Consider the following 26,036-nt stretch of genomic DNA (forward strand, 5'->3'; position numbering starts at 1 on the left):
GAAAAAGGTGTGCGCACTTCACGTCGTAGGAGTGCAACCCCGGTTATCGGTTGCGCATTCCGTCCCGGCGCGTGGCAGGATCGAGTCGAGTGGAAGACGACCTCCGGCCCCGACGACGCTCCACCCCAGGCGGCGGACTCGCCGTGGTCGGCAATGATCCGGCCGGCGACGACGGCGGCCGTGGAGGGAGCGTGGCGTGGCAGGGAACCTGACACGGGACGAGGCTCGTGAGCGGGCGCGGATTCTCAGCGTCGACTCCTACGCCGTGGAGCTGGACCTGACCACCGGTGCCGAGACCTTCAGGTCCACCACCGTGATCCGGTTCTCCAGCTCGGAGCCCGGGGCGCGGACGTTCGTGGAGCTGGCCGCCCCCGCGATCCGCACGGCGACGCTGAACGGAGCCGAGCTGGACGCGGCCGAGCTGTTCGACGGCGAGCGCCTCGTCCTCCCCGAGGTGGCCGCGGACAACGAGCTGACGGTCGTCGCCGACGCCGTGTACATGCGCACCGGAGAGGGACTGCACCGGTTCGTGGACCCGGTCGACGACTCGGTGTACCTGTACACCCAGTTCGAGACGGCCGACGCGCACCGCATGTTCGCGTGCTTCGACCAGCCCGACCTGAAGGCGACCTTCGAGCTGACGGTGTTCGCTCCCCCCTCGTGGGAGGTCGTGTCCAACAGCGCGCCCGACGTGGAGCGCGAGGCCGCGGGCGAGGACCGGGTGCGCTGGCACTTCCCGGCCACGCCGGTGATGTCCACCTACATCACCGCGCTGATCGCGGGCCCGTACCACGTGGTGCGCGACGAGCACGACGGCATTCCGCTGGGGCTGTACTGCCGCGCCTCGCTGGCCGAGCACCTGGACTCCGACGCCCTGTTCGAGGTCACCAAGCAGGGCTTCGACTTCTTCCACGGTCTGTTCGACCTGCGCTACCCGTTCGGCAAGTACGACCAGCTGTTCGTGCCCGAGTTCAACGCGGGCGCCATGGAGAACGCGGGCGCGGTCACGTTCCTGGAGGACTACGTCTTCCGTTCGAGGGTCACCGACGCCCGTTACGAGCGCCGCGCCGAGACGATCCTGCACGAGATGGCGCACATGTGGTTCGGTGACCTTGTCACCATGCGCTGGTGGGACGACCTGTGGCTGAACGAGTCGTTCGCGACCTACGCCAGCGTGTACTGCCAGGCCAACGCCACCAAGTGGACCGACGCCTGGACGACGTTCGCGAACGTGGAGAAGAGCTGGGCGCTGCGCCAGGACCAGCTGCCCTCCACCCACCCGATCGCCGCCGACATGGTCGACATCCAGGCGGTCGAGGTCAACTTCGACGGCATCACCTACGCCAAGGGCGCCTCGGTGCTCAAGCAGCTCGCGGCGTACGTGGGCGTGGACGCGTTCTTCGCGGGCGTGCGCGCCTACTTCAAGGAGAACGCGTTCGGCAACACCGAGCTGCGTGACCTGCTCAAGCACCTGGAGGCCGCCTCGGGCCGCGACCTGTCGGGCTGGTCGCGCGACTGGCTGGAGACCACGGGCGTCAACACGATGCGCCCGGAGTTCGAGGTGGACGCCGAGGGCCGTTTCACCTCGTTCACCGTGCTCCAGGAGGCCCCGGCCGACCACCCGACGCTGCGCTCGCACCGCCTGGCGATCGGTCTGTACGACCGCACCGACGAGGGCGTCGTGCGCCGCGAGCGCGTGGAGCTGGACGTGCGCGGCGAGCGCACCGAGGTGCCGGAGCTGGTCGGCCGGGCCCGGCCGGACCTGGTCCTGATCAACGACGACGACCTGACCTTCACCAAGGTCCGCCTGGACGAGCGCTCCCTGCGCACCGTGGTGGAGGGCGTCGGCGAGATCCGCGAGTCCCTGCCCCGCGCGCTGGCCTTCGGCGCCGCCTGGGACATGACCCGCGACGGCGAGATGGCCGCCCGCGACTACGTCTCCCTGGTCATCTCCGGGATCAGCGGCGTGAACGACGTCATGGTCGCCCAGACCCTGCTGCGCCAGGCCAACTCGGCTCTGCACATGTACGCCGACCCGGCGTGGCGCCCGTTCGGCTTCGAGCAGCTCTCCGAGCGGCTGCGCGAGCTGCTGACCGCGGCCGAGCCGGGCGGCGACCTTCAGCTGGCCTACGCCAACGCTCTGGCCGCCTCGGCGGCCAGCGACGCACACCTGTCCCTGCTCCAGGGCCTGCTGGACGGCGCGATCACCGTGGACGGGCTGGTCGTGGACACCGACCTGCGGTGGACGCTGCTGCGCCGCCTGGTCGCGACGGGCAAGGCCGGGGAGGCGGAGATCGCCGCCGAGCTGGAGCGCGACGCCACCGCGGCCGGGCAGCGCAACGCCGCCGGGGCCCGCGCCGCGATCCCCACCGCCGAGGCCAAGGCCGCGGCGTGGGAGCGGATCGTGGGCGAGGAGCTCGCCAACGCCGAGTTCCGCGCGGTCCTGCTGGGCTTCACCGAGCCGGGCCAGGCCGAGCTGTACCGGCCGTACGTGGAGAGGTACTTCGCGCAGCTGGGCCCGGCCTGGGAGAAGTGGACGGGCGAGTTCGCGCAGACCTTCGCCGAGGTGGTGTACCCGAGCGGTCTGGTGGAGCAGGCGACGCTGGAGCGCACGGACGCCTACATCGCCGAGTCCGACCCGGCCCCGGCGCTGCGCCGCCTGCTGGTCGAGGGCCGCGCGGGGGTGGAGCGGGCCCTGCGCGCCCGGGCCACCGACATCGCCGCGGGCGAGCGTCAGGAGTAGGAAGAGGCCGCGCGCCCGCCCCGCCTGCGACGGCGGAGCGGGCGCGCGCGTGTTCGGTCCGGCCGCCCTCCCGCCGTGACCTGGTGCTCACAGCGGGCCTCGGCCGCTGAGACCGTCCAAGACGCGGTCCAGGGCCCCTCGCGTCACGTCGGCAAAGGTTCCGGACAGCCCGTTAGGGAGCGTGGTCCCGCCGGCCGACCGGCCCGAGGGTGCGGCGGATGCGCGCCACCATGCGCGGGTCGGCGAGCAGTTCGTCCACCAGGACCGGCTCGCCCTCGCCGCTGGTGAGCGGGATGCGCCAGTTCGGGTACTCGTCGCTGGTGCCGGGCTGGTTCTGCATGCGCCGCTCCCCCACCACGTCGGTGAGCGCGACCCCGATCATGCGGGCGGGGGTGGCCACCAGGTAGGCGTGCATGGCCGCCACCACGGCGGCCGGGTCGGCCACGGGGTCCACGTCCTCGTCGAGCAGGCCCAGCTCCACGAGGAGCTCGCGCCAGCGCTCCACCCGCGACTCGGCGTCGGCGCGCTCCTCCTCCACGGGGCGGCCGAGCAGGCCCAGCCGGTCGCGCAGCTCGACGTGCTCGGTGGACAGGAACGACGCCACCGGCGGCAGGTCGTGGGTGGCGACCGTGGCCAGGCAGTCGGTGCGCCACTCCTCCGGCGGACGCGGGCGGCCGTCGGCGTCCTGCTCGAACCACAGCACGGAGGTGCCCAGGATCCCGCGGTCGGCGAGGTGTTCACGCACCCACGGCTCCACGGTGCCCAGGTCCTCCCCGACCACGACGGCGTCCGCCCGGTGGGCGGCCAGGGCGAGCGTGCCCACCATGCCCTCGTGGTCGAACCTGACGTAGGTGCCCTCGGCCGCGGAGGCGCCCTCGGGCACGCACCAGAGCCGGAACATGCCCATGACGTGGTCGATGCGGACCCCGCCCGCGTAGCGGAACGCCTGGGCCAGGATCTGGCGGAACGGTTCGTAGCCGCGCCCGGCCAGGCGCCGGGGGTGCCAGGGCGGCTGGCCCCAGTCCTGCCCCTGCTGGTTGAACTCGTCCGGGGGCGCCCCCACGTGCAGTCCGGGCACGAGGGCGTCCCCGTACATCCACGCGTCCGCGCCGCCCGCCTGCACCCCGATGGCCAGGTCGTGCACGATGCCGACGGCCATCCCGCCGGTCTCGGCGGTGGTCTGCGCCTGGGAGAGCTGCTCGTCGAGGATCCACTGGAGCCAGCGGTGGAACTCCACGGCTGGCCACCGGCGCAGGGCCTCCTCCCCGACGTCGCGGCTGTGGACCCCGCGCAGCCCCTGCGGCCAGGTCCGGTAGTCGGTGCCGTGCCGCTCGGCCAGGGCCGACCAGGTGGCGAACTCGACCAGCGGTCGGCCCTCGCGTTCGAGGTAGGCGCGCAGGGAGGCCTCGCGACCGGGGGCGCGGGGCGACTCGAAGAGCACCTCCAGGGCGGCGCGCTTGGCCCTCCACACGGAGTCGCGGTCGAGGAGGTCGGCGGTGCGGCCGCGTTCGCGCAGCGGCCGGGCCAGGCGCTGGATGCCCTCGCGCTGGGCGGGGTCGAGCCGGGCGTACTCGGGCACGTCCTCGATGCGGATGTAGAGGGGGCTGGCGTAGCGGCGGCTGACCGGCAGGTAGGGCGAGGGCTCCACCGGGGGCAGCGGCTCGGTGGCGTGCACCGGGTTGATCAGGGCGAAGTCGGCGCCCAGGTCGCGCGCGCTCCAGTCGGCGAGCTCGGCGAGGTCGCGCAGGTCGCCGGTGCCCCAGGAGGCGCGGGAGCGCACGCTGTAGACCTGAGCCATGATCCCCCACAGGCGAGGGTGGTCCCTGAGCGCACTGGGTTCGATGCGATCGGGGGCCACGAGCAGGGGCGCGGTGTGCTCGGCGGCGCCGTCGGTGACGCGCAGGGTGTGCACGCCCAGCGGCAGGCCGGGGCCGAAGGGCAGCAGGGAGCCGCCGCAGGTCTCGACGACGCTGTGCGTCCCCTCGGGGAGCACGAGGTCGGGTGCCTTGCCCTCGCGGACGACGACCGCGGGCGGGAGCGGGCCCGGCGCCGTCCCCGCGTCCGGGGCCGCCGGGTCCACGCCCAGGGCGGCCAGGACATGGCGGATGGTGTCGGGGCTGACCGGGACCCTGCGCCCCCGCCAGTCCTCGTAGGTCGTCGCGACTCCGTGCTGCTCGGCCAACCGTGCCAGCTGAAGGTCCCTCACAGAATCCGATCATGCCCTACCAGGGGCTCCGTACACCGGAGGCCGTTCCGGCGTGGGACCAGAACGTGTCCCGGGTGCGGGCCGATAACGGCTCCCCGCGCGGCGCCTCCGGACTGTCCAGCACGTACAAACGGGTGCTCTGCACAGGCCGTCGAAGCGATCGCCCGATGTCCTCGACATCTGCATAATCGGGGTGTGCTCGCGAACTACCGACGGCTCTTCGCCGTCCCCCACGTGCTTCCCCTGCTGGCCTGGTCGCTGGCCGCGCGCTTCTACATGCCGGGGCTGATGATCGCGGTCACCTTCCTGGTGGAGGGGTGGACCGGCTCCTACACCCTGGCCGGGCTGGTCGCGGGCGCCTTCACCCTGGGCATGGCGCTGGTGGGGCCGCTGCGCGGGCGGATGGCCGACCGGGGCGGGACCGACCGGCTGGTGCTGGTGTGCGGCGTGGTGTTCAGCGCGGGGTTGCTGGGCCTGGTCCTGCTGCCCGAGCGGCTGTGGTGGCTCTCGCTCCCGCTGGCGCTGGGCACCGGGCTGTTCGGCTCCCCGGCGAACCAGATCGTGCGGGCGCTGTGGCCGCGGCTGACGCGCGGCCCCGAACGGCAGGCGATCTACGCGGCCGAGGCGACCACCCAGGAGCTGCTCTTCGTCTTCTCCCCGATCATGACCGCTGGTGTGGTCGCCTTCGCCGGTGCGCGCTGGGCGCTGGTGCTGCTGTCGGCGGTGGCCCTGCTCGGCTCGCTCGGGTTCGCGCTCGGGCTGCGCCGGGCCGGGGTGACCGGCCCCGCATCGACCGGGGAGGGAGCCGGTGAGGAGCCGTCCGGCCCCCGCCGGAGCCTGTTGCGCAGCCCGGCGCTGGTGGCACTGTTCCTCATGTGCCTGCTGATGGTCAGCGGGATCATGGGCGTGGACCTGGTGATCGTGGCGTGGGCCAACGAGCTCGGCGCCCCGCAGTACGTGATGGTGCTGGCGTCGGTGTGGGCGCTGGGGTCGCTGGTGGGCGGGGCGATCGCGGGCGCGCTGCGCGGACGCCCCCACCTGGTGCGCCGCTGCTTCGGCTCGGCGCTGGGCGTGGCGGTGCTGGTGCCGTTCGTGCCGCCGTTCGCGCAGCTGTCGACACCGCTGCTGGTCACACCGCTGCTGTTCCTGTCCGGTATGGCGCTGGCGCCGACCCTGGCCGCGGTCATGGGCCGTCTGGGCGACCTGGCCCCCGCGCGGCGGCGGGCCGAGGCCTTCGGATGGATGTCCACGGCGTTGGGCGTGGGCGGGGCGGTGGCCGGTCCGCTGTCCGGCGGCCTGATCGACCTCATGGGGATCGCGGGCGGTGTGCTGGGCGCCGCGGTGCTGGTGCTGGTGTCGGCTCTGCTGAGCCTGTTCGTGCCCGAGCCGCCCCCCGAGGCCGCCGAGGAGGCGGGCGTCCTCGACCCCGAGGAGGTCGGGGGGAGCGTGCTGGAGGCCCCGCCGGTGCACGGCGCCGCGGCGGGCGCCGAGGCCGCGTCCGACGAGCCCCGCTGAGGCGCGGGCCGCCGGAGCGCGCGCCTCGTGCCGGTCCTCTCTGCCGCTGTCGGCGTCGGGGTGGTACCGAAGGGGCGGCCCCGGCCGTCACACCGGCGACGCGTCCGGTCGGCCGGTGCGCAGCGGCGGGACGCGGTGGGCCCACGGGCGCGCGCGTTCGAGCTGCGCCGACAGCGACAGCAGGGTGCCCTCGCCGCCCATGCGGCCGGTGAGCATGACGCCGATCGGCAGCCCCTCGGGCGACCAGTGCAGGGGGACGCTGACCGAGGGCTGTCCCGAGACGTTGTAGACCGAGGTGAACGGCGCGAACGCGGTCATCCGCCGGAACTCCTCCTCGGGTCCGTCGCCGGTGAAGTGCCCCAGCGGGACCGGGGGCGCGGCCAGCACGGGCGAGAGCACCGCGTCGAGGGGTTCGGTCGCGGCGACGAGGGAGCGGACGCCGCGCTGGAGGCGTGCGCAGGCGGCGATGTAGTCGGGCACGGGCGTGGCGCGGGCCCGCTCGCGCAGCCACTGGTTGAGGGGGCTCAGCTCGGCCTCGCGGGCGGGGGCGACCGGCGTGGCCGAGGCCATCGCCGCCCAGACCACGCCGAAGTCCTCCATGAAGGAGCCTCCGAAGTGGGCGTCCCCGGGGGCGGGGACCTCCTCCACCTCGTGTCCGAGGTCGGTCAGGAGGCGGACGGCCTCCTCGTGGGCGGCCAGGACGTGGGGGTGCACGGGGATCCGGGCGGAGCCGGTGGTGGCGTGGCAGCCGATGCGCAGGCGTCCGGGTTCACGGCCCACGTGGTCGGCGAAGGTCTCGCCCGGCGGCAGGGGCGGCGCGGTGAAGTGGTCGCCCGGCCCGGAGAAGGCCATGGCGTCCAGGAGGAGGGCGGCGTCGCGGACGCCTCGGGTGAGGGGTCCGGCGGTGGACAGGCCCGCGAGGTCGGGTTTGAGGGGTGCGCCGGAGATCCGGCCGCGGGTGGGTTTGAGGCCGAAGAGCCCGCACGCGCTGGCGGGGATGCGGATCGAGCCGCCGCCGTCGCTGCCCTGGGCCACGGGGGCGAGTCCGGCGGCGACGGCCGCCGCGGCGCCTCCGCTGGAGCCGCCCGGGGACAGGTCGGTGTTCCAGGGGTTGCGGGAGGGCGGGGCGACGGCGTTCTCGGTGTAACAGCTCGACCCGAACTCGGGGGTGTTGGTCTTTCCCGGCAGGACCGCGCCCGCGGCGCGCAGCCGGGCGACCAGGCCCGAGTCGGTCGGGGCGACGGCGTCGCGGAAGACCGGTGAGCCGTGGGTGAGGCGGACCCCGGCGACCGGGTCGAGGTCCTTGACGGGCACGGGGAGCCCGAGGAGGGGAGGCAGGGTCTCTGGCGTGTCGGCCATCACCCGCTTCTGCGCGTAACGGGCTTGTTCGAGCGCCTTTTCCGGGGTGACCGTAATGTACGCGCCGACGAGGTGGTCATACCTCTCGGTGCGGTCCAGGAAGTGCTCAGTGATCTCAGTAGGCGACAGCTCACGACTGCGGACCATCGCGAGGAGGCGGTGGGCCGGAAGGTCATGGATCTGGGTCATGGCGAGACAGATTAGCGGGCACACCGCAGGGCACCACGGTGAGGAGGACCCGCTTCTCCAGAGAGACTGACCGAAGGGTAAGCATTCCCTGTCCCGAGGCGACCGACACGCTTACGCACCGAGGAACAGGGATACAAAAGTGTGAGAAGTAATGCACTAGGACTCGGATATGGATCGAACTAACCTGTCCGACGTGAAATCGGCTACCAGAGTGAACGGCTCCACTCCAACGTCCGGGGGATCGGACCCCGAAAGGCCCGAATCCCTCTTTTTCCCCAATCAGAGAAAGAAGAAGGACGCCTCGGGCGGCAAGGCGGTCTACGGTGCCCTGCGCTCCAACCGTTCCGTCCGCAGGTGGGGGGTACGCGGCGGCGGCGCCGCCGTGGTGGCCGTCCTGATCGGCCTGCTCACCTCCGACTGGCGGATCGGCGTCACCTTCGGCGTCCTCACCCTGGCCGGGATCATGGTGTACGCCTCCCGGCGCGAGTCGGAGATCCCGCGCTGGCGCAAGCCCTCGGCGGCCCAGCGCAAGACCGAGGCGCAGCTCAAGGTGATGAAGCAGCTCGGCTACCGCGTCCTGCACGCGCGCGCGGTGCCCGGCGGCAACGGCCAGATCGACCACTTCATCGTGGGCCGGCGGGGCGCGTTCGCCATCGACTCCGAGTCGTGGGACAAGCGGCTGCCGCTGCGCAACAAGCTGGAGAAGCTCTACCACGGGCGGTTCAGCAAGAACGAGCGCATCGACGAGGCCCTGGAGGAGGCCAAGCGGGCGCAGGACCTGATCAGCGCCGAGCTGGGGCGCGAGATCAAGGTGCGCGCGTCGCTGGCCATCTACGGACCCGGCATGCCCTGGGACAGCCACCGGCTGCGGGGCGTGGACATCATCACCGGCACCAAGGTCCGCAAGTGGCTGCGCAGCGGCCGGGACCGCCTGACCGAGAAGGAGATCGAGGAGATCTACCAGGCCGCGATGAAGGCCCTGCCGCCCAGGTACTGAGACGCCCCCACCCCCCTGAGACCACCCCGGCCCGGGACGGACCACAGCGCCGTGGCACCCGGGCCCTCCTGTGTCCAGGGGCTTGTCGCTCCCCCGCACCGGCCGCGCCCCGGCCTTCCCACCACGGCCGTCTCACGATCCGGATGGCCCGTCTTCCAGTACGAGACCAGAGCGGTGCGACGAAGGACTACCATCGAGGGGAAACACCCGTAACGATGGGAGCCCGCCCCATGCCAGCCCTACGCTCACGCACCGTCACCCACGGCAGGAACATGGCCGGCGCGCGCGCCCTCATGCGCGCCACCGGTGTGGAGCGCGAGGACTTCGGCAAGCCCATCGTGGCCGTGGCCAACAGCTTCACCGAGTTCGTCCCGGGCCACGTCCACCTGCGCGAGGTGGCCGAGGTCGTCGCCAACGCCGTCCGCGAGGCGGGCGGCGTCCCCCGCGAGTTCAACTCCATCGCCGTGGACGACGGCATCGCCATGGGTCACGGCGGCATGCTCTACTCCCTGCCCAGCCGCGAGCTGATCGCCGACTCGGTCGAGTACATGGTCAACGCGCACTGCGCCGACGCCCTGGTGTGCGTGTCCAACTGCGACAAGATCACCCCGGGCATGCTGCTGGCCGCGCTGCGCCTGAACATCCCCACGGTGTTCGTCTCCGGCGGCCCCATGGAGGCGGGCAAGGTCACGGTGGTCGACGGCACCGCCACCACCGTGCGCAAGCTGGACCTGATCAACCCCATGATCGCCGCGGCCGACGAGAGCGTCTCCCAGGCCGAGCTGGACGAGATGGAGGAGGCCGCCTGCCCGACCTGCGGCTCCTGCTCGGGCATGTTCACCGCCAACTCGATGAACTGCCTCACCGAGGCGATCGGCCTGGCCCTGCCCGGCAACGGCACCGTGCTGGCCACCCACACCGCCCGCCGCGCCCTGTACGAGGACGCCGGACGCCTGGTCGTGGAGGCCGCCAAGCGCTACTACGAGGACGACGACTCCTCCGTCCTGCCGCTGTCCATCGCCACCCCCGAGGCCTTCGGCAACGCCATGGCCCTGGACGTGGCCATGGGAGGCTCCACCAACACGATCTTGCACCTGCTGGCCGCGGCCACCGAGGCGGGCGTCGGCTTCGGCCTGCCCGAGATCGACGCGGTCTCGCGCCGGGTGCCGTGCCTGTGCAAGGTCGCGCCAAACACCGAGAAGTACCACATCGAGGACGTGCACCGGGCGGGCGGCATCCCCTCCATCCTGGGCGAGCTGGCCCGCGGCGGTCTGTTGGACACCTCCCTGCCCACGGTGCACGGCAAGACGGTCGGCGAGTTCATCGCCGAGTGGGACATCGTCTCCGACACCGTCTCACCCGAGGCCGTGGAACTGTTCCACGCCGCCCCCGGCGGCAAGCGCACCACGAAGGCCTACTCGCAGGACACCCGCTGGGACACCCTGGACACCGACCGGGAGAAGGGCTGCATCCGCTCCGTCGAGCACGCCTACACCAAGGACGGCGGCCTGGCGGTGCTGTTCGGCAACCTCGCCCCGGACGGCGCGATCGTCAAGACCGCGGGCGTGGAGGAGGAGCTGTGGACCTTCTCCGGACCGGCCAAGGTGTTCGAGTCCCAGGAGGACGCCGTGGACGGCATCCTCAACAAGCGGATCGAGCCCGGTGACGTGGTGGTCATCCGCTACGAGGGCCCCAAGGGCGGTCCGGGCATGCAGGAGATGCTGTACCCGACGAGCTTCCTCAAGGGCCGCGGCCTGGGCAAGGCCTGCGCCCTCATCACCGACGGCCGCTTCTCCGGTGGCACGTCGGGGCTGTCCATCGGCCACGCCTCCCCCGAGGCCGCCGCGGGCGGTGACATCGCGCTGGTGGAGGACGGCGACGTCATCAGCATCGACATCCCCAACCGGGGCATCGTGCTGGAGGTCTCCGCGGAGGAGCTCGACGCGCGCCGCGAGCGCCTGCTCAAGGAGCTGGGCCGGTTCAGGCCGCGCGACCGCCAGCGGCCGGTGACCGCGGCTCTGCGCGCCTACGCGGCCATGGCGACCTCGGCCTCGACCGGCGCCGCGCGCGACGTGTCCCAGGTCGAGAAGTAGCAGGTCGAGAAGGAGCGGACCGGGAGGCGGAGGCGGCGCGCCCGCCCCCGCCCTCAGGAGCAGCAGCCGCCCCCGCAGCACCCTCCACCGGAGGGCGCGGGGGCGGACGCGCGTCCGCCCACCGCCACGGTGGACAGCAGCCGGACCGTGTCGCCGTGCCCCTGGGGGCAGGTCGCCGGGTCGCCGGCCCGCGCCATCGGACGGGAGAGCTCGAAGGTGTCGCCGCACTCGCGGCAGCGGAAGTCGTATCTGGGCATGCGGTCAGGATACGACCGCCCCCGGCTCATCCCGTGAAGGGGTTCAGGAGCCGCACTCCACGGTTCGCGACGTCCTTGGTGTTACGGGTGACGAACGTCCACCCGTGGTGCTTGGCGGTGGCCGCCATCAGACCGTCGACCACGGGTATCCGATCCGGAACGTTCATCGGAGCCCATTCGAGGACGACTCCCACGTCCACGGGGACGACCCTGTCTCCGTAGGCGCGGACGAGTCGGTCGAGCCAGTCGGACAACCGCTCCGCCTGGGAACGGTCGCCCCGGTGGTGCAGTTTGCGGACTCCCAGCCGGATCTCTCCCACGACGAGTGCGCTGATGTACAGGTCCGAGTCCTCGACCTCGTCCCACCACCTCAGGAACCCCGGGTCCGGCTCGCGCCGACGCAGTTCGGACAGGACGTTCGTGTCAAGGAGGAAGCTCAACGTTCGCCCCAGTCGATCTCGCGCCCGAGATCCGGGGCACGGACCTCGTCGAGCACGTCCAGCGGAGGCACGGAACCGAGAAGCTCCTTGAAACCTCCGGACTCCCCCTTCAGCCTGCGGTACTCCTCCATGTCCACCAGTACCGCGATCTCACGCCCGTGGCGTGTGATGATCTGGTCACCCTCACTCTCCACCGCACGGAGCACCTCACTGGTGCGCTGCTTCAGTTCCTGTACCTGCCATCTCACAGCAACCACCTCCGGTTACAGTCTAGACTGTCTGGACAGAAGATGGAGGACGTTCCGCACCGTAGCGGGGGAAGAGCCGGGGGAGCACGCGACCGCCCCCCGGCGCGTGCGCCGGAGGGCGGTCGGGGTCGGCGGCGGTGCCGGGTGGGACGCGAGGTCCCGGCTCCGCCGGGTCAGGCGGCCAGGTGGGCCATGTACGGCTCCCACTGGGGGTCGCCGTGGAGGTCACCGTTGATCAGGCGCCAGTGGGGCCCCTTGGGCACCTTGGGGGTCACGTGCAGCTCCCAGCCGAGTTCGTCCAGGAACTTGTCGGCCTTGCGGTGGTTGCACGGCTTGCACGCGGCGACCACGTTCTCCCACACGTGCGCGCCGCCGCGGCTGCGCGGGATGACGTGGTCGATGGTCTCGGCCTTCTTGCCGCAGTACCCGCAGGTATGCCTGTCGCGCCGCATGAGGGCGACCCTGGTGAGGGGCACTCTGCGACTGTAGGGGACGCTGATGTAGCGTCGGAGCCGGATGACCGACGGTACGTCGTAGGAGCGCGTCGCCGAGTGCAGTATCGCGCCCGCGTCGTCCTGGTGGACGACCTCCGCCTTCTCTCTCAGGACGAGCAGGATCGCCCTGCGCAGGGGCAGTGTCGTCAGTGGTTCGAAGCTGGCGTTGAGCAGCAGCACGTGGCGGCGGGCGGTGCCTGTGCCACCCTCCCGGCTGCTTGGGGCGCTCATCGCGTCGCCCCAGCCGTCGTCTGTGACGGCCGTGTCTCCTCCCCGGCCAGCCGATCGGCCAGCCAGGAGACCTCCCTGTGCACCGATCCGAGGATCGATGGTTCCGTACGCCTTGCCACACGGACCTCCCGGTGGTCCCGCCGAGTTGCGTCCCGCATTCAGTTTGCGTGGTCGGACCGCTCCGGCGCCACCCCAATTTGCGCTGGGCCGCCCAGAAACCGCGTGTTCCCCCTTTTCCCGGCTCCATTGTGCGCTGGCGGCGCTCCTTTTCACACTGGCGCCGCGCCGGACACATCGGGGTGGATGGCGGTGGATAGGGTGCGAAGTATGCGTGAACTCCGCTACCCCCAGGCCGCACGGCTGGACATCATCGAGAACCTGCACGGTCACACGGTCGGTGACCCCTACCGGTGGTTGGAGGACGGCGATTCGGCGCAGACCAAGGAGTGGGCTGCCGCGGAGGACGCCCTGTACACCGAGGTCTCATCGCGGTTCACCGCAAGGAACTGGTTCGCCGACCAGGTGCGGTCCCTGCTGGGCGCCGGAAGCGTCGGGGCGCCCGTGTGGCGGGGTGACCGCCGCTTCTTCGTCCGCCGCACCGCCGAACAGGAGCACGGTGTGCTCTACGTCCAGGACGGCGACGGCCCCGAGCGGGTGCTGGTGGACCCCGGGGCGCTCGACCCCCAGGGTCTGACCACACTGGACGCCTGGAAGCCCGACCACTCCGGCGCGCTCCTGGCCTACCAGCTCTCCGAGGGCGGCGACGAGGAGTCGGTACTGCGCGTCGTGGACGTGGCCAGCGGAGACCTGGTGGACGGGCCCGTCGATCGGGTCCGGTACAGCCCGATCGCGTGGCTGCCCGACTCCTCCGCCTTCTACTACGTGCGCCGGCTCCCCCGGGGCCAGGTGCCCGAGGGCGAGGAGAGCTACCACCGCCGCGTCTACCTGCACCGCCTGGGCACCCCCGCCGAGCAGGACACCCTGGTCTTCGGCGAGGGCCGGGACAAGACCGAGTACTTCACCCCGGTCGTGAGCCGGGACGGGCGCTGGCTGGTGCTGCTGGCCAACCGCGGCACCTCGGCGGCCACCGACGCGTGGATCGCCGACCTGTCCGACGGCAACCTGGACGCGCCGCGCCTGGTCCCCTTCCAGGAGGGCGTGGACGCCTCCCTGTACCCGCACGTGGGCCGGGACGGGCGCCTGTACCTGTTCACCGACCGGGACGCCCCGCGCGGACGCCTGTGCGTGGCCGACCCCGCCGACCCCGGCTACGGGAACTGGACCACTCTGATCCCGGAGGACCCCGAGGCGGTGCTGGAGGGGTACGCGGTCCTGGACGGCCCCGGGATGGAGCGGCCCGAGCTGCTGGTCTCGCGCAGCCGCCACGCCGTCAGCGAGATCACCCGGCACGCCCTGGCCACCGGCGAGCTCCTGGGCGGGCTGGACATGCCCGGCCTGGGCACCGTGACCGGGCTGCTCGAACGCCCCGAGGGCGGACACGAGGCGTGGTTCGGCTACACCGACAACACCCACCCCTCGTCGGTGTACCGCTACGACGCGCTCTCGGGCGAGGTGTCGCTGTGGGCCGACGCCCCCGGTGACATCGACCTGCCCGACGTGCGGGTGGAGCAGGTCACCTACACCTCCCGCGACGGCACGGCCGTGCGCATGCTCGTGGTCTCGCCCCAGGCGCCCGCCGAAGGACCGCGGCCGACCATCCTGTACGGCTACGGGGGCTTTCGCATCTCCCTCACTCCCGCCTACTCGGCGGTGGCGCTGGCCTGGGTGCGCGCGGGCGGCGTGTACGCCGTCGCCAACCTGCGCGGCGGACTGGAGGAGGGAGAGGAGTGGCACCGGGCGGGCATGTTCGCCGACAAGCAGAACGTCTTCGACGACTGCGCGGCGGCGGCCGAGCACCTGGTCGCCACCGGGGTGACCGACCCCGGGCACCTGGCCGTCATGGGCGGCAGCAACGGCGGGCTGCTGGTGGGGGCCATGGTCACGCAGCGGCCGGACCTGTTCACCGCCGCGGTCTGCTCGGCCCCGCTGCTGGACATGGTCCGCTACGAGCGGTTCGGGCTGGGCCAGTTGTGGAACGTCGAGTACGGCACCGCCGACGACCCCGAGCAGCTGGGGTGGCTGCTGGGGTACTCGCCCTACCACAACGTGCGCGAGGGCACCCGCTACCCGGCGACGCTGTTCACCGTGTTCGACAACGACACCCGCGTGGACCCGCTGCACGCGCGCAAGCTGTGCGCGCTGATGCAGCACGCCACGGCGGCCGCGCCCGAGGAGCGGCCGATCCTGCTGCGCCGGGAGTCGGAGGTGGGCCACAGCTCGCGGTCGGTGAGCCGCAGCGTGGCGCTCAACTCCGAGCAGCTGGCCTTCCTCGCCCACTACCTGGGGCTCCGCGTGGACTGAGGTCCCCTCCCCGGTGGCCGCCCCCGCGAGAGCAACAACACAGGGGGCGGGCACCGGGGGACGCCCGTTCCTCCGCGAAGCGTTGAGACAATCGAGGGGACCGCTCCCCCAGGAGAACAGCGCGAGAGGATCCGGACGTGACACAGACCGAGACCGGAGCCGCCGACACCCGGACGGCCGAGCCCCGGAGGCACGTGCACCTCGCGCAGGTCCGCTACGCCGATCTCGACCCGCAGCACCACGTCAACAACGTGCGGATGCTGACCTACCTGGAGGACGCCCGGGTGTCCTTCCTGCGCTACGGCGGTGCCGTCGAGGGCGACGAGGTCTTCGGCGCCATGGTGGTGGCCCGCCAGGAGGCGGACTACGTGGCCCCGCTGCTGCCCCGCTCCGAGCCGGTGCGCGTGGAGCTGTGGGTGACCGAGGTGCGCAACGCCAGCTTCACGCTGGCCTACGAGATCCGGGACGAGACCACGGTGTACCTGCGGGCCAGGACGGTGCTGGTCGGCTTCGACGTGCCCACGCAGCGCGCCCGGCGGCTCAACGAGGTCGAGCGCGCCTTCCTCGCCGACTACGCCTGAGCGCCGCGGGGACCGGGCGGCCCGGTCCCGGCGGCCGTGTCGCCTCGGGTCACTTGAGGGAGATGGTGACGGCCTCGCCGTCGTCCCCGTCGTCGCCCTTGGCCGACACCGAGACCCGGGTCGGGTTGGCGACCTCGGGAGCGGTGGTCTCCTCGGGCACGTTGACCATGCTGTGCGCCGCCATGACCATGTACTCCCAGAGCTGGCGCTCCAGGGCCTCGTGCAGGTCCAGGGAGTCCACGGCGGCGCGCATGTGCGTGAGCCACAGGTCGCGCTCGGCGACGCCGATGCGGAACGGCACGTGCCGCATGCGCAGCCGGGGGTGGCCCCGCTGCTCGTTGTAGGTGCGGGGGCCGCCCCAGTACTGGATGAGGAACAGGCGCAGGCGCTCCTCGGCGGGGCCGAGGTCCTCCTCCGGGTACATGGGCCGCAGCACGGGGTCGTCGGCCACCCCCTCGTAGAAGCGGCGGACCAGGCGGGTGAAGGTCTCCTCACCGCCCACGGCCTCGTAGAACGTCATCTGCACGGGCTCGTCGCCCGCGCTCTGCTGGGAATCGCGCGCGGAAGTCATCGCCACCAGGGTATGCGACCGCCCCGGCCCGGACGAGTCGTCCGCCGGGGCGCGGGAGCGCGAGGGCCCGCGGCCGGATCGGGGATCCTGCCGCGGGCCCTGGGCACCGCTCGGCGCGGGGCGCTCGGCCCCGGCCGGTCAGTCGCGGGTGAGCTTGCGGTGGGTGACCGCGTGCGGGCGCGCGGCGTCCGGGCCCAGGCGCTCGACCTTGTTCTTCTCGTAGGACTCGAAGTTGCCCTCGAACCAGTACCAGTTGGCGTCGCCCTCCCACGCGAGGATGTGCGTGGCGACGCGGTCGAGGAACCAGCGGTCGTGGGAGGTGATCACGGCGCAGCCGGGGAAGTCCAGCAGCGCGTTCTCCAGCGAGCCGAGGGTCTCCACGTCCAGGTCGTTGGTGGGCTCGTCCAGGAGCAGTAGGTTGCCGCCCTGCTTGAGGGTGAGCGCCAGGTTCACGCGGTTGCGCTCACCGCCGGAGAGCACACCGGACGGCTTCTGCTGGTCGGAGCCCTTGAAGCCGAACGCGGCGACGTAGGCGCGGCTGGGGATCTCGACCTTGCCGACCTGGATGAAGGTCTCGCCGTCGGAGACGGTCTCCCAGACGTTCTTGGTGTCGTCGATGCGGCCGCGGTACTGGTCGACGTAGGAGATCTCGACGGTCTCGCCGACGTTGATCCTGCCCTGGTCGGGGGTCTCCTCGCCGACGATCATCTTGAACAGCGTCGTCTTGCCGACACCGTTGGGGCCGATGACGCCGACGATGCCGTTGGGCGGCAGTGAGAAGCTCAGGTCCTCGATGAGCACGCGGTCACCGAAGCCCTTGGTGAGGTTCTTGACCTCGACCACGGTGTTGCCCAGGCGCGGACCCGGCGGGATCTGGATCTCCTCGAAGTCCAGCTTGCGGGTCTTGTCGGCCTCGGCGGCCATCTCCTCGTAGCGCTGGAGGCGGGCCTTGCTCTTGGTCTGGCGGGCCTTGGCGTTGGAGCGGACCCACTCCAGCTCGTCCTTGAGCCGCTTGGCCTTCTTGGCGTCCTTTTGCCCCTCGACCTTCAGGCGGGCCTGCTTGGTCTCCAGGTAGACGCTGTAGTTGCCCTCGTAGGGGTAGAACTGGCCCCGGTCCAGCTCCAGGATCCACGTGGCGACGTGGTCCAGGAAGTACCTGTCGTGTGTGATCGCGATGATGGTGCCCGGGTACTTGGCCAGGTGCTGCTCCAGCCAGTTCACACTCTCGGCGTCGAGGTGGTTGGTGGGCTCGTCGAGCAGCAGCAGGTCGGGCTGCTCCAGCAGGAGCTTGCACAGGGCCACGCGGCGCTTCTCGCCACCGGAGAGCTGGGTGACGGAGGCGTCGCCGGGCGGGCAGCGCAGCGCGTCCATCGCCTGCTCCAGCTGGCTGTCCAGGTCCCAGGCGCCCCGGTGGTCGAGCTGCTCCTGGAGCTTGCCCATCTCCTCGAGCAGGTCGTCGGAGTAGTCCGTCGCCATCTGCTCGGCGATCTCGTTGAAGCGGGTCAGCATCGCCTTGGTCTCGGCGACGCCGTCCTCGACGTTCTCCAGGACCGTCTTGTCCGGGTCGAGGTGGGGTTCCTGCGCGAGCAGGCCGACGGTGAAACCGGGCATGAGCCTCGCCTCGCCGTTGGACGGCTGCTCGATGCCGGCCATGATCTTCAGAAGCGTCGACTTACCCGCACCGTTGGGGCCCACGACGCCGATCTTGGCTCCGGGCAGGAACGACCCCGAAACGTTGTCCAGGACGACTTTGTCGCCGTGCGCCTTGCGCACGTTGTTCATGGTGTAGATGTACTCCGGCATGAGTCCAAGCCTAGGGTGTCGCGGCCAATGCCCCCGCCATGGCCCGGGCCCGCGGGAGCCGGTTCTGGCCGGCGGTCGCGACCGAAAAGGCCGTGGCTCCACGGCGCGAGGCGGTGAGGCCGGTCCCGGGCCTCCGTCGCGGCCACAAGGCCACCGCCCCACGGCCGAGGCGGGGCCCGTTCCGCACGGGAGCGGTACCCGGTTCCGTACGGGGTCCCGCCGGATCGGGGCGGTGGGGTCCGCCGGACGGGCCCGGCCTCGCCCGCGAAGGCTGCGCCCCCTCACTCCTGCGGCCGCTGGCTCCTCGCCCGCAGCCAGCGGGGCGTGAACTCCCGCCAGCGCTCCACGGGCAGCCCCCAGGCCAGGGCCCGGCTCATCAGCACCGCCATGGAGTAGCCGGGATCGGCGGCCAGGGCCACCTCCAGCGCCGCGGCGGCAAGGGGCTCGTCCCCGCGCTGCCAGGCGGCGACCGCCAGCAGCGAGGCGGGCGCCGCGCGCTGGTGCCGGGGCAGGTGGCGGGTGACCCGGGCCCACAGTTCCTGGTGCGCGGGGGCCGCCTCGGCGGTGATGCGCGCCCACGCCTCGTCGCGCACCCGGACCTCACCCAGGTAGACCCCCAGCCAGGCCAGTTCCTCCCGGTCGGTGACGCCCCGGCCCGCCCGTTCGGCCCGCACCGCCGCGAGCACGGCGCTCAGACCGCGGTCGGTGAGCGAGCCCCGCATTCCCTGTTCCAGGAGCCGTCGGGCGCGCGCCTGCACCTCCTCGGCGACCACGTCCATCGCGGCGCGTTCGGGACCGTGCACGGGCCGCAGCACCTCCCGCACCCGCTCGATCTCGGCCGTGACCCCGGAGAGCGACTGGACCGGGACGATCCCGTGCAGGACCGCGCTGGCCGGGACGGTGGAGCGGTCCACGTTGACCACGGTCCCCTCCACCGGACAGCAGTCGGCCCTGGCACAGGTGTAGGACCAGTACCGGCCGCCGGTGACCCGCAGGGCGTCGACGACGGTCAGGCCGCGGCTCCGGGCGGCGGACAGGATCCTGTCCACGTAGGGCGTGACCCGTTCGGGCGGCCCGTAGGCCACGACCACCAGGGCGGTGCAGCCCTCCGCGACGGCCATGTCCACGGGGACGACCGCGCGTTCCAACGGGTCGCCGGAGGCGGCCAGGCGCTCCAGGTCCGCGCAGAACGCCGAGTGCACGCCCTTGTCGCGCACGGCGAGGACCACGATCCCCGGATCGGGCGGCGTGCCCACCAGGTAGGGCAGGGTCGCGATGATGTCGGTCGGGTTGGTGAGGGTGAGGGCCGCGCCCGCCGCCGCGGGGCCGGTCGGCCCCGGCCCGCCGGGGCTCCGGGGCGGGGGAACGGGGGCGCCTTCGCCCGGGGAGCGCCCGGGCGCGGTCGGACGGTCGGACGGGGCGGGACGGTCGGGAGCCCGCGCGGAGTCGAGGGGGCGTCGGGGGTCGGAGGGGCCGAGGGAGTGGTGCGGCTGGTCAGAGTGCATATCTTCACGGTGCGTGAACCGACGGTTCGGGCGCAACGCCCTTCTTCGCGCTGTGGACAACTCCGCCGGACCACGAAACCGCGGGTCAGGGAAGTTCGGTGTGCTCGGTGGGGTCCTTGGGATCCGTGTGACCGGAGATCTCGCCTCCCCGCGGCCCCGGGATCTTGCCGCCGCTCCCGGTGCGCCCGGCGGGCAGGCACACGCGGTTGCGGCCGGTCTCCTTGGCCCGGTAGAGCGCGAGGTCGGCCGCGGTGAGCAGCTCCACCAGGTCGTTGCCGTGGTCGCCGATGACGGCCGCGCCGATCGAGATGGTGATGGACACCGGCACGTCGTCCACCGCGATCTCCATGCGTCCCACCTGGGAGCGCAGGCGCTCGGCGGCCCGCCAGGCCTCGGCGGTGTCGGAGCCGGGCAGCAGCACCACGAACTCCTCTCCGCCGAACCGGCCGAGCAGGTCGGACTGGCGCAGCTGCTGGGCGATGGTGGTGGCCACGCCGAGCAGCACCTGGTCGCCGAACAGGTGCCCGTGGTTGTCGTTGACCCTCTTGAAGTGGTCGATGTCGATGATCAGCACCGCCGCCCTGCCCCGCGAGGAGCGGGCCCTGGCGATCTCCACCGACGCCTCCTGCTCCCAGGTGGGGGCGTTGAGCAGGCCGGTCTTGGGATCGGTCCGCGCGGCCATCTGGAGCTGCTGGTACATCAGGCTGCGCTGGAGCAGCAGCACGGGGGGAACCGCGATGATCAGCAGGAACAGCGACAGGTGCGCGAGGATGGCGACGGTGACGCCGACACATAACTCGACGGCGTCCACGATGAGGGCCTCGCGGTCCCACATGGGCCGCAGGGTGTGGCCGGGGCCGCTGCTGATCCGCGCGGCCACCGCGACGAGCAGGTTGTTGAGGACGGTGAACCCCGTGCAGCACAGCACGGCGACGAGCACCCCGGGGCCCGTGGTCAGGTACTCGTGCGCGCCGGGGGTGCCGCTGAGCCCGTCGACGAGGCCGCCGCCCCAGATCGAGTGCCAGGTCACCGAGGCCAGGAACCCGGACAGGGCGATGGAGGCGGCGTTGAACACCCGCCGGTGGAGCAGCGCCCGGCGCGTGCGGTACTGGAGCATCAGGAAGACGGGCACCGGGAGGATCAGCGCGTACAGCGGCGGCAGCAGGAGGACCGCCGGAAACCACCAGGCCCCAAGGAAGTCCCGGTTGATCCCGGCCGGCGTGCCGAGGCGGCGGCCCGCCTCCACGCAGAGCACGGCGCCCGTCAACAGCGCGACCAGGGTGACCAGGTCCATCACCGCGGGGGCGGTCAGCGCCACCGCGCCTCCGAACAGGAACAGCGTCGCGGACACGAGCAGAGCCATGTAGACGATCAGTCCGCGTGGCTGCTGGAGGATCGGCCAGCGCGGACGCTCGTCCTCAGGACGTCCGGCCGGCGCGATCGACTTCTCAGAGATGCTCACCGTTGCGCCTCCCTCCTCACATCGCTCTCCACCGTCCGACTCCTACACCCGCCTCTGATGGGTCCACCGCCTCCCACGGTTCTCCCTTCGACGGGGTTGTTTCGCCGCGCGTTCCCTTACGGTGCCAGTCGGTTACGACAACGGGGTGTCGGAGCCCGACAGCGGCGCGGCACGTCAGTCCCGCGACACGCTCCACTTTACATTACGTTGGGTAATAACTTAATTGCTGATTGTGTGATCTCCATGGGTAACGGCTTACGGCCGGGGCACCCGGTTTTCACGGGGTTGGGCTCAGCGGTGATCTAGGGCATCCTGCCGTAGGGACCCTCCACGGTAGCCACTGTGTGGCACGGCGTGTCGACCGCCTGACACCCCGAACGCCTGGGCCCCCACGGCACTCACTACAAGGAGCACACATGTACAACGGCACTGTCTGGGTCTAGAACCCGTTACAGCTGAGTGAAGATCACCGGGGACGGGCGGCGCGGTGCCGCCCGTCCCCGGCCTCGGAAACGCGGTGGGGCTCCGGCCGGGGCGTCAGCGCCCCTCCGGGCCCCGGGGTCAGTCCGCCGTCCTGGCCACCTCGTAGGCCGCCCGGAACGCCCGGTACCTGGCCAGTTCGGCCTCCAGGGGCTCCACCACGCGCAGCCCGGTGATCTCCCGGACCCGGGCGGAGGCCGTGCGCTCCACGTCCTCGCGGCGCTGGACCGCGGCCACCTCGACGAGGTTGCCGCAGCCCACCCCGGTCAGCCACCCCACCAGCAGGGCCGCGACCACCAGGACGCCGGAGTAGGCGGCGAACACCGGGTCGTCGAACATCACCAGGCCGGTGATGCCGCCGCCCAGCCAGCTCGACAGGGTCACGACGGCCCAGGCCAGGCCCAGGCCCGCGACCGCGAGCAGCGCGTACTGGGCCGCACGGGCGACCTTCCACCACGACGGGCTCCGGTCGGGATCGCCGACCGCCCCGGCCACGGCCTGCCCCAGTTCGGCGGGCAGCTCGGGAACGGCGCCGCGGGCCACGGCGCGCATGCGGCGGCGCCACATCGGGGGCATGCCCTCCGAGATACTGTCGGCGGCCTCGCCCAGCGCGGTCTCCAGCTCGGCCTCGTGCGCGTCCACCGGGCCGCCCACACCGCTGCCGCTGTCGCGGCGCAGGAAGTCCAGCTGGACCGCGGCGAGCGGGTCCTTGCCCAGCCGCAGCGAGCGGCGGGCCACCGGCCAGCCGACCTGGCGTCTGCCGCGCCGGACGTCGTTGGTCTCGGTGACGTCGGCGACCGCCGCCACACCGGCCGCGTTGGCCAGCCCCTCCTGGACGCGGGCGCGCACCTGGGCCGGGACCGCCTCGGGCACCGCGCCCTCGCCCTGGAACTCCCCGAAGGGCTCGACCACCTGGTCCAGGTCGGCGGCCAGCCGGTCCACCAGCGCGCGCCGCTCGCGCACCGTCTCGGCGAGGAACTCGTGCAGGTCGCGGATGCCCTGGCCGGTGAGCGTGGACGTGGTGATCACCCGCGGGTGCACCCCCGACTCCGTCTCCAGCAGGCGGCGCAGGTCGGTGAGCAGTTCCTCCAGCTCGTCGGGCTCGACCTTGTCGACCTGGTTGAGGACGGCGACGGTGACCGCGCCGTGTCCGGCCATCTGGGCCAGGTAGCGGTGGTGCACCGCGGCGTCGGCGTACTTCTGCGGGTCGAGCACCCACACCAACAGGTCGACCGAGCCGATGAGGCGGTCGGCCTCGGCGGTGTGCATGCTGCGGACGGAGTCGTGGTCGGGCAGGTCGAGCAGGACCAGGCCGGTCAGCTCGGAGTTGCCCGTGTCCAGGACGCTGGTGCGCGAGTGGCGGTAGCGGGTCGGGACGCCCAGCCAGCCCAGGAGGGCGTCGGCCCCCTCGTGGCCCCACACGCAGGCGTGCGCCTTGGAGGTGGTGGGCCGGGTGACGCCGGTCTGCGACAGCTGGAGCCCGCACAGGGCGTTGAACAGCGAGGACTTGCCGCTGCCGGTGCCGCCCGCCAGGGCGACCACGGTGTGGTCGCCCGACAGCCGCAGCCGGGCCCCGGCGTGGTCGAGCAGTTGGGTGGACCGGGCGACGAGTTCCTGCGGCAGGTCGTCGCGGCCCAGTTCGGTGAGGGTGGACAGCGCGTCCAGGCGCTCGATCAGCTCGGCCCGGGTGGTGGAGCGGGTGGAGTGCCAGGTGTCGTGGGTGGTGGGACGGTACTCCTCGTCCTCCTCCGCGTCGGCGGCGGTGTCGGCGCCCACTGCGCGGAAGGCCCCGGAGACCGCGGAGGGGCCGGGGACGCGGCGGGGCAGCGGTTCGGCCCCCTCCGCGGCGTCGGATCCGGCCGGTGCGGGCTCCTCGGACGCCTCGTGCCCACCCGGTTTCGGGGAGGTCTCCCCCGCACGGGGCGGCGCCTGGTCCTCGCCCCCGTCCTCGGGCTGCTGGCCGACGACCGGGAATGCCCCGGTGGCGCGCCCGGCGATACGGGTGTCGTCGGCGGCCTCGGCGAGGCTGCCCACCCATCCGGCGAGCCCGTCGGGGTCCTCGTGGTGGTCCTCGGCGGGACGGCGGGCCCCCTCGCGCTCCCTGTCGGCGAGGGACCGCGCGTGGCGCCCAGAGCGCCGCTGCGCGGCGGGGGACGGCGCCGGGTCCTCCGGCTCCGCGTCCGTACCGCGCGGAGCGCCCTGGTCGCTCTGGACGCCCCGGTGCGGAGCCCCGGCGCCCGAGGGGTCGGGGTAGGCCGCGATGCCGTCGTAGGCGGGATCCTCGGAGCCCGCCTCGGACACGGCGTGGTCGGGGTGCTCGGGCACCGGCATGGTGTACCCGCGCCAGGGCCCGGACGCCGCGTCGCCGCGGGGGCGCCCGTCGTCACCGGCGCCGGACGCGCTCTGTCCGCTCTCGCGGTCCTCGTCCTCGGCGCGGGCGTGCGCACCGGGCTCCCCGTGCGCCTGCGCGGGGTTCCATTGAGTCGTCATCGTGCAATCTCAAGGTTGTACGTGGCCTGGTAGAGCTGGACGGCGGTGTCCTCGGACGGGATCGCGGCAGACGCCAGGGCGCTGTCGAAGGGCACGCGCTCGCGGTCGAGCAGCCCCTGGACGCGCTGGCGCAGGTCGTCCCGTGCCGCTGCGCCAATGCTACGCAGTGACTGGGCGCCGAACAGCCCCTTGAGCAGGCGCTGTGGGGAAGGGCCGGAGGCCTCGGCCGCGTGGGCGCCGCCTCCGGAGCGGGACCGCTCGTAACCGAGCAGGTCGATGATCAGGACCAGGGCGACGACGTCGTGGTCGAAGGTGACGAACCGCGCCACGGAGCGCTTGGTGGCGCCGCTGGCGGTGGTCATCTCGGCGACGCCGCGCTGCCACTCGGTGATCTCCTGGCGGATCTGCTGTGAGAGCAGGCCGGTGCCGGGTTGGTTGAGGGCCTTGGAGGCGAGGTCGCCGCCGCCTGGGACCTCGCGCCACCTGCGCTCGACCTCGTCGGAGGCGCGTTCGCAGGTGGAGACCACCAGGGCCTCCAGGCCGTCGCGGATGGCGCGCTCCAGGGCGCCGACCCGCTGGCCGCGCTCGGCCTGTTCGGCGCGGCCGCCCCGGCGCGTGCGCCTGCCGCGCGGGCGCAGGCTCCTGGTGAGCTCCCCCCCGGCCGCCACCTCCTGCCAGCGGGCCAGCAGCGATCCGCGCAGCAGGGAGCCGTCGGCCAGGCTGATGTCGACGCGGTCGCGGGCGGCGGCGTAGGAGTCGTCGACGGCGGCGGTGAGCGTGCGCCCGGTCTCGATCTGCGCCTCCACCTGGCGGGCCAGTTCGGGCACCCGCGTCCGGAAGCTGTCGATGACGCCGATGAAGGTGCGCCGTGAGACGCGGTCGCGCTGCTCGGCCTCGCCCGCGACCTCCGCCAGGTAGTCGCGGATGTGGTCGGCGACGTTGGAGGTGAAGCGCTCGCCCCGGATCTGGTCGGTCTCGGGGATGGCGAACCGCGCGGCCGCGCCCAGGCCGTTGGCCTCCAGCATCGCGCCGAAGTGGTCCAGGAGCTGTCGCCTGCCCCTGCGCGGCACCCGGGAGAGCACGACGGCCAGGGAGGTGTCGCGGTCGCGGGCGACCTGGAGGAACTCCCACACGCGCGCGTCGGCGTAGCGGCTGCTGGTGGTGACGAACACCCACAGGTCGGCGGCGTCGAGGAACTTGGCCGCGAACTCGTGGTGCGCGGCGACGGCGGAGTCGACGTCGGGGGTGTCGAGCAGGGCCACGCCCGGGGGCATGGCCTCGGTGGCGGCGAGCACGAGCATGCCGTCCTTGCCCGGCATGGCCAGGCCCTGCTGGCGCACGCGCGGCAGGGAGGGGATGAAGGAGGCCTCGCTGAACCAGTCGACGTCGGCGGGGTTGCAGGCCAGGACGGGGCTGTTGGTGGTGGGGCGGCGCACGCCCGTGGTGGTGACCTGTTCGCCGACCAGGCTGTTGACCAGGGTGGACTTGCCCGCTCCGGTGGATCCGGCGACCGCGATCAGCAGCGGGATGTCGGGGCGGCGGACCCGGGGCAGGACGTAGTCGGAGAGCTGGGCGAGCACGTCCGCCTGGAGGGCGCGGCCCTCCTCGTCACTGGGCAGGCCCTCGGCGAACTCCAGGTCCCGGATGTGCTTGCGCAGTGCTTCCAGGACCTGTTCGAAGTGGTTCTCCTCGGGTTGGGGGGCGCGGTGCTTGGCCGGTCCGGCGGCGAGCGGCACGGTGGGCCCCCGTCGGGCGCTGACGGCCGCGGTGTCCGCCTCGCGCGCGGGTGCGGAGCCCTGGGCGGGCTGTTCGGAGGTGGCGGCCGGTCCGGTTCCGAACCGGTCCGGAGCGCCGGGACCGTTGGTCCCCGGTGCGGCCGAGGGCCGGGTCATGATCGGTGTGCCCTCCTCATCGGTGCTGACGGTTCCCGCCGCGGAGCGACGTACGCCGC

18 protein-coding genes are annotated in these 26,036 nt (G+C 72.5%); 6 read left to right on the forward strand and 12 right to left on the reverse strand.

Annotation, left to right across the window (positions count from 1 at the left end):
• Positions 1–196 precede the first annotated feature (196 nt).
• On the forward strand, positions 197–2,743 hold the full coding sequence (gene pepN / locus G011_RS0126190; RefSeq protein WP_019611052.1) for an aminopeptidase N: 2,547 nt from the start codon (positions 197–199) through the stop codon (positions 2,741–2,743).
• A 172-nt stretch (positions 2,744–2,915) separates the two neighbouring features.
• Here the strand turns inward: pepN and malQ are convergent, their stop codons facing one another.
• Positions 2,916–4,949 (reverse strand): 4-alpha-glucanotransferase, encoded by a 2,034-nt coding sequence (gene malQ / locus G011_RS0126195; protein ID WP_026338677.1) that lies wholly within the window; start codon positions 4,947–4,949, stop codon positions 2,916–2,918.
• A gap of 195 nt (positions 4,950–5,144) precedes the next feature.
• Between malQ and G011_RS0126200 the strand changes: the two genes are divergently transcribed.
• Positions 5,145–6,464: an MFS transporter gene (locus G011_RS0126200; protein ID WP_019611054.1), complete on the forward strand. Its 1,320-nt coding sequence runs from the start codon at positions 5,145–5,147 to the stop codon at positions 6,462–6,464.
• 87 nt (positions 6,465–6,551) lie between these two features.
• On the opposite strand, the gene G011_RS0126205 is transcribed toward G011_RS0126200, so the two are convergent.
• Positions 6,552–8,012: an amidase gene (locus G011_RS0126205; protein WP_026338678.1), complete on the reverse strand. Its 1,461-nt coding sequence runs from the start codon at positions 8,010–8,012 to the stop codon at positions 6,552–6,554.
• Between the two features lie 169 nt (positions 8,013–8,181).
• On the opposite strand from G011_RS0126205, the gene G011_RS0126210 reads away from it, so the two are divergent.
• Complete coding sequence (locus G011_RS0126210; protein ID WP_268742180.1) at positions 8,182–9,009, forward strand: nuclease-related domain-containing protein; 828 nt, start codon at positions 8,182–8,184, stop codon at positions 9,007–9,009.
• A 230-nt stretch (positions 9,010–9,239) separates the two neighbouring features.
• A complete protein-coding gene (gene ilvD, locus G011_RS0126215; RefSeq protein ID WP_013154430.1) occupies positions 9,240–11,102 on the forward strand; it encodes a dihydroxy-acid dehydratase in 1,863 nt (620 codons plus the stop codon).
• A gap of 53 nt (positions 11,103–11,155) precedes the next feature.
• On the opposite strand, the gene G011_RS0126220 is transcribed toward ilvD, so the two are convergent.
• The 4 genes from G011_RS0126220 to G011_RS0126235 form a co-directional block, all read right to left on the reverse strand.
• On the reverse strand, positions 11,156–11,359 hold the full coding sequence (locus G011_RS0126220; protein ID WP_017566030.1) for a zinc ribbon domain-containing protein: 204 nt from the start codon (positions 11,357–11,359) through the stop codon (positions 11,156–11,158).
• 26 nt (positions 11,360–11,385) lie between these two features.
• The gene (locus tag G011_RS0126225; protein WP_013154432.1) at positions 11,386–11,799 is read right to left on the reverse strand and encodes a type II toxin-antitoxin system VapC family toxin; all 414 of its coding nucleotides are present in this window, start codon (positions 11,797–11,799) and stop codon (positions 11,386–11,388) included.
• A complete protein-coding gene (locus G011_RS0126230; RefSeq protein WP_013154433.1) occupies positions 11,796–12,047 on the reverse strand; it encodes a type II toxin-antitoxin system Phd/YefM family antitoxin in 252 nt (83 codons plus the stop codon). Before G011_RS0126230 ends, G011_RS0126225 begins: the two co-directional genes overlap by 4 nt.
• 173 nt (positions 12,048–12,220) lie before the next feature.
• Positions 12,221–12,721 carry an HNH endonuclease gene (locus G011_RS0126235; protein ID WP_019611059.1) on the reverse strand — a complete coding sequence of 167 codons (501 nt, stop codon included), beginning with the start codon at positions 12,719–12,721 and terminating at the stop codon, positions 12,221–12,223.
• A gap of 378 nt (positions 12,722–13,099) precedes the next feature.
• On the opposite strand from G011_RS0126235, the gene G011_RS0126240 reads away from it, so the two are divergent.
• The gene (locus G011_RS0126240; protein WP_019611060.1) at positions 13,100–15,193 is read left to right on the forward strand and encodes a prolyl oligopeptidase family protein; all 2,094 of its coding nucleotides are present in this window, start codon (positions 13,100–13,102) and stop codon (positions 15,191–15,193) included.
• 137 nt (positions 15,194–15,330) lie between these two features.
• On the forward strand, positions 15,331–15,774 hold the full coding sequence (locus G011_RS0126245) for a thioesterase family protein (RefSeq protein WP_019611061.1): 444 nt from the start codon (positions 15,331–15,333) through the stop codon (positions 15,772–15,774).
• A 49-nt stretch (positions 15,775–15,823) separates the two neighbouring features.
• Here G011_RS0126245 and G011_RS0126250 read toward each other — a convergent pair whose 3' ends face one another.
• From G011_RS0126250 to G011_RS0126275, 6 genes are all read right to left on the reverse strand, one after another.
• Positions 15,824–16,345, reverse strand: coding sequence for a globin (locus tag G011_RS0126250; protein ID WP_013154437.1), 522 nt, complete (start codon positions 16,343–16,345; stop codon positions 15,824–15,826).
• 138 nt (positions 16,346–16,483) lie between these two features.
• Entirely contained in the window at positions 16,484–18,148 is a 1,665-nt protein-coding gene (gene ettA, locus G011_RS0126255; protein ID WP_013154438.1) for an energy-dependent translational throttle protein EttA, read from the reverse strand.
• 281 nt (positions 18,149–18,429) lie between these two features.
• Positions 18,430–19,653 (reverse strand): DUF4192 domain-containing protein, encoded by a 1,224-nt coding sequence (locus tag G011_RS0126260; RefSeq protein ID WP_019611063.1) that lies wholly within the window; start codon positions 19,651–19,653, stop codon positions 18,430–18,432.
• A gap of 85 nt (positions 19,654–19,738) precedes the next feature.
• Complete coding sequence (locus tag G011_RS0126265) at positions 19,739–21,115, reverse strand: GGDEF domain-containing protein (protein ID WP_019611064.1); 1,377 nt, start codon at positions 21,113–21,115, stop codon at positions 19,739–19,741.
• Positions 21,116–21,676: 561 nt separating this feature from the next.
• Positions 21,677–24,085, reverse strand: a complete 2,409-nt coding sequence (locus G011_RS0126270) for a GTPase (RefSeq protein WP_019611065.1) — start codon at positions 24,083–24,085, stop codon at positions 21,677–21,679.
• Positions 24,082–25,977, reverse strand: a complete 1,896-nt coding sequence (locus G011_RS0126275; protein ID WP_019611066.1) for a dynamin family protein — start codon at positions 25,975–25,977, stop codon at positions 24,082–24,084. The genes G011_RS0126270 and G011_RS0126275 overlap by 4 nt, the downstream gene beginning before the upstream one ends.
• Between the last annotated feature and the right edge of the window lie 59 nt (positions 25,978–26,036).

Origin of the sequence: Nocardiopsis sp. CNS-639 (assembly GCF_000381685.1) — a bacterium.
Taxonomy (GTDB): Bacteria; Actinomycetota; Actinomycetes; order Streptosporangiales; family Streptosporangiaceae; genus Nocardiopsis; species Nocardiopsis dassonvillei.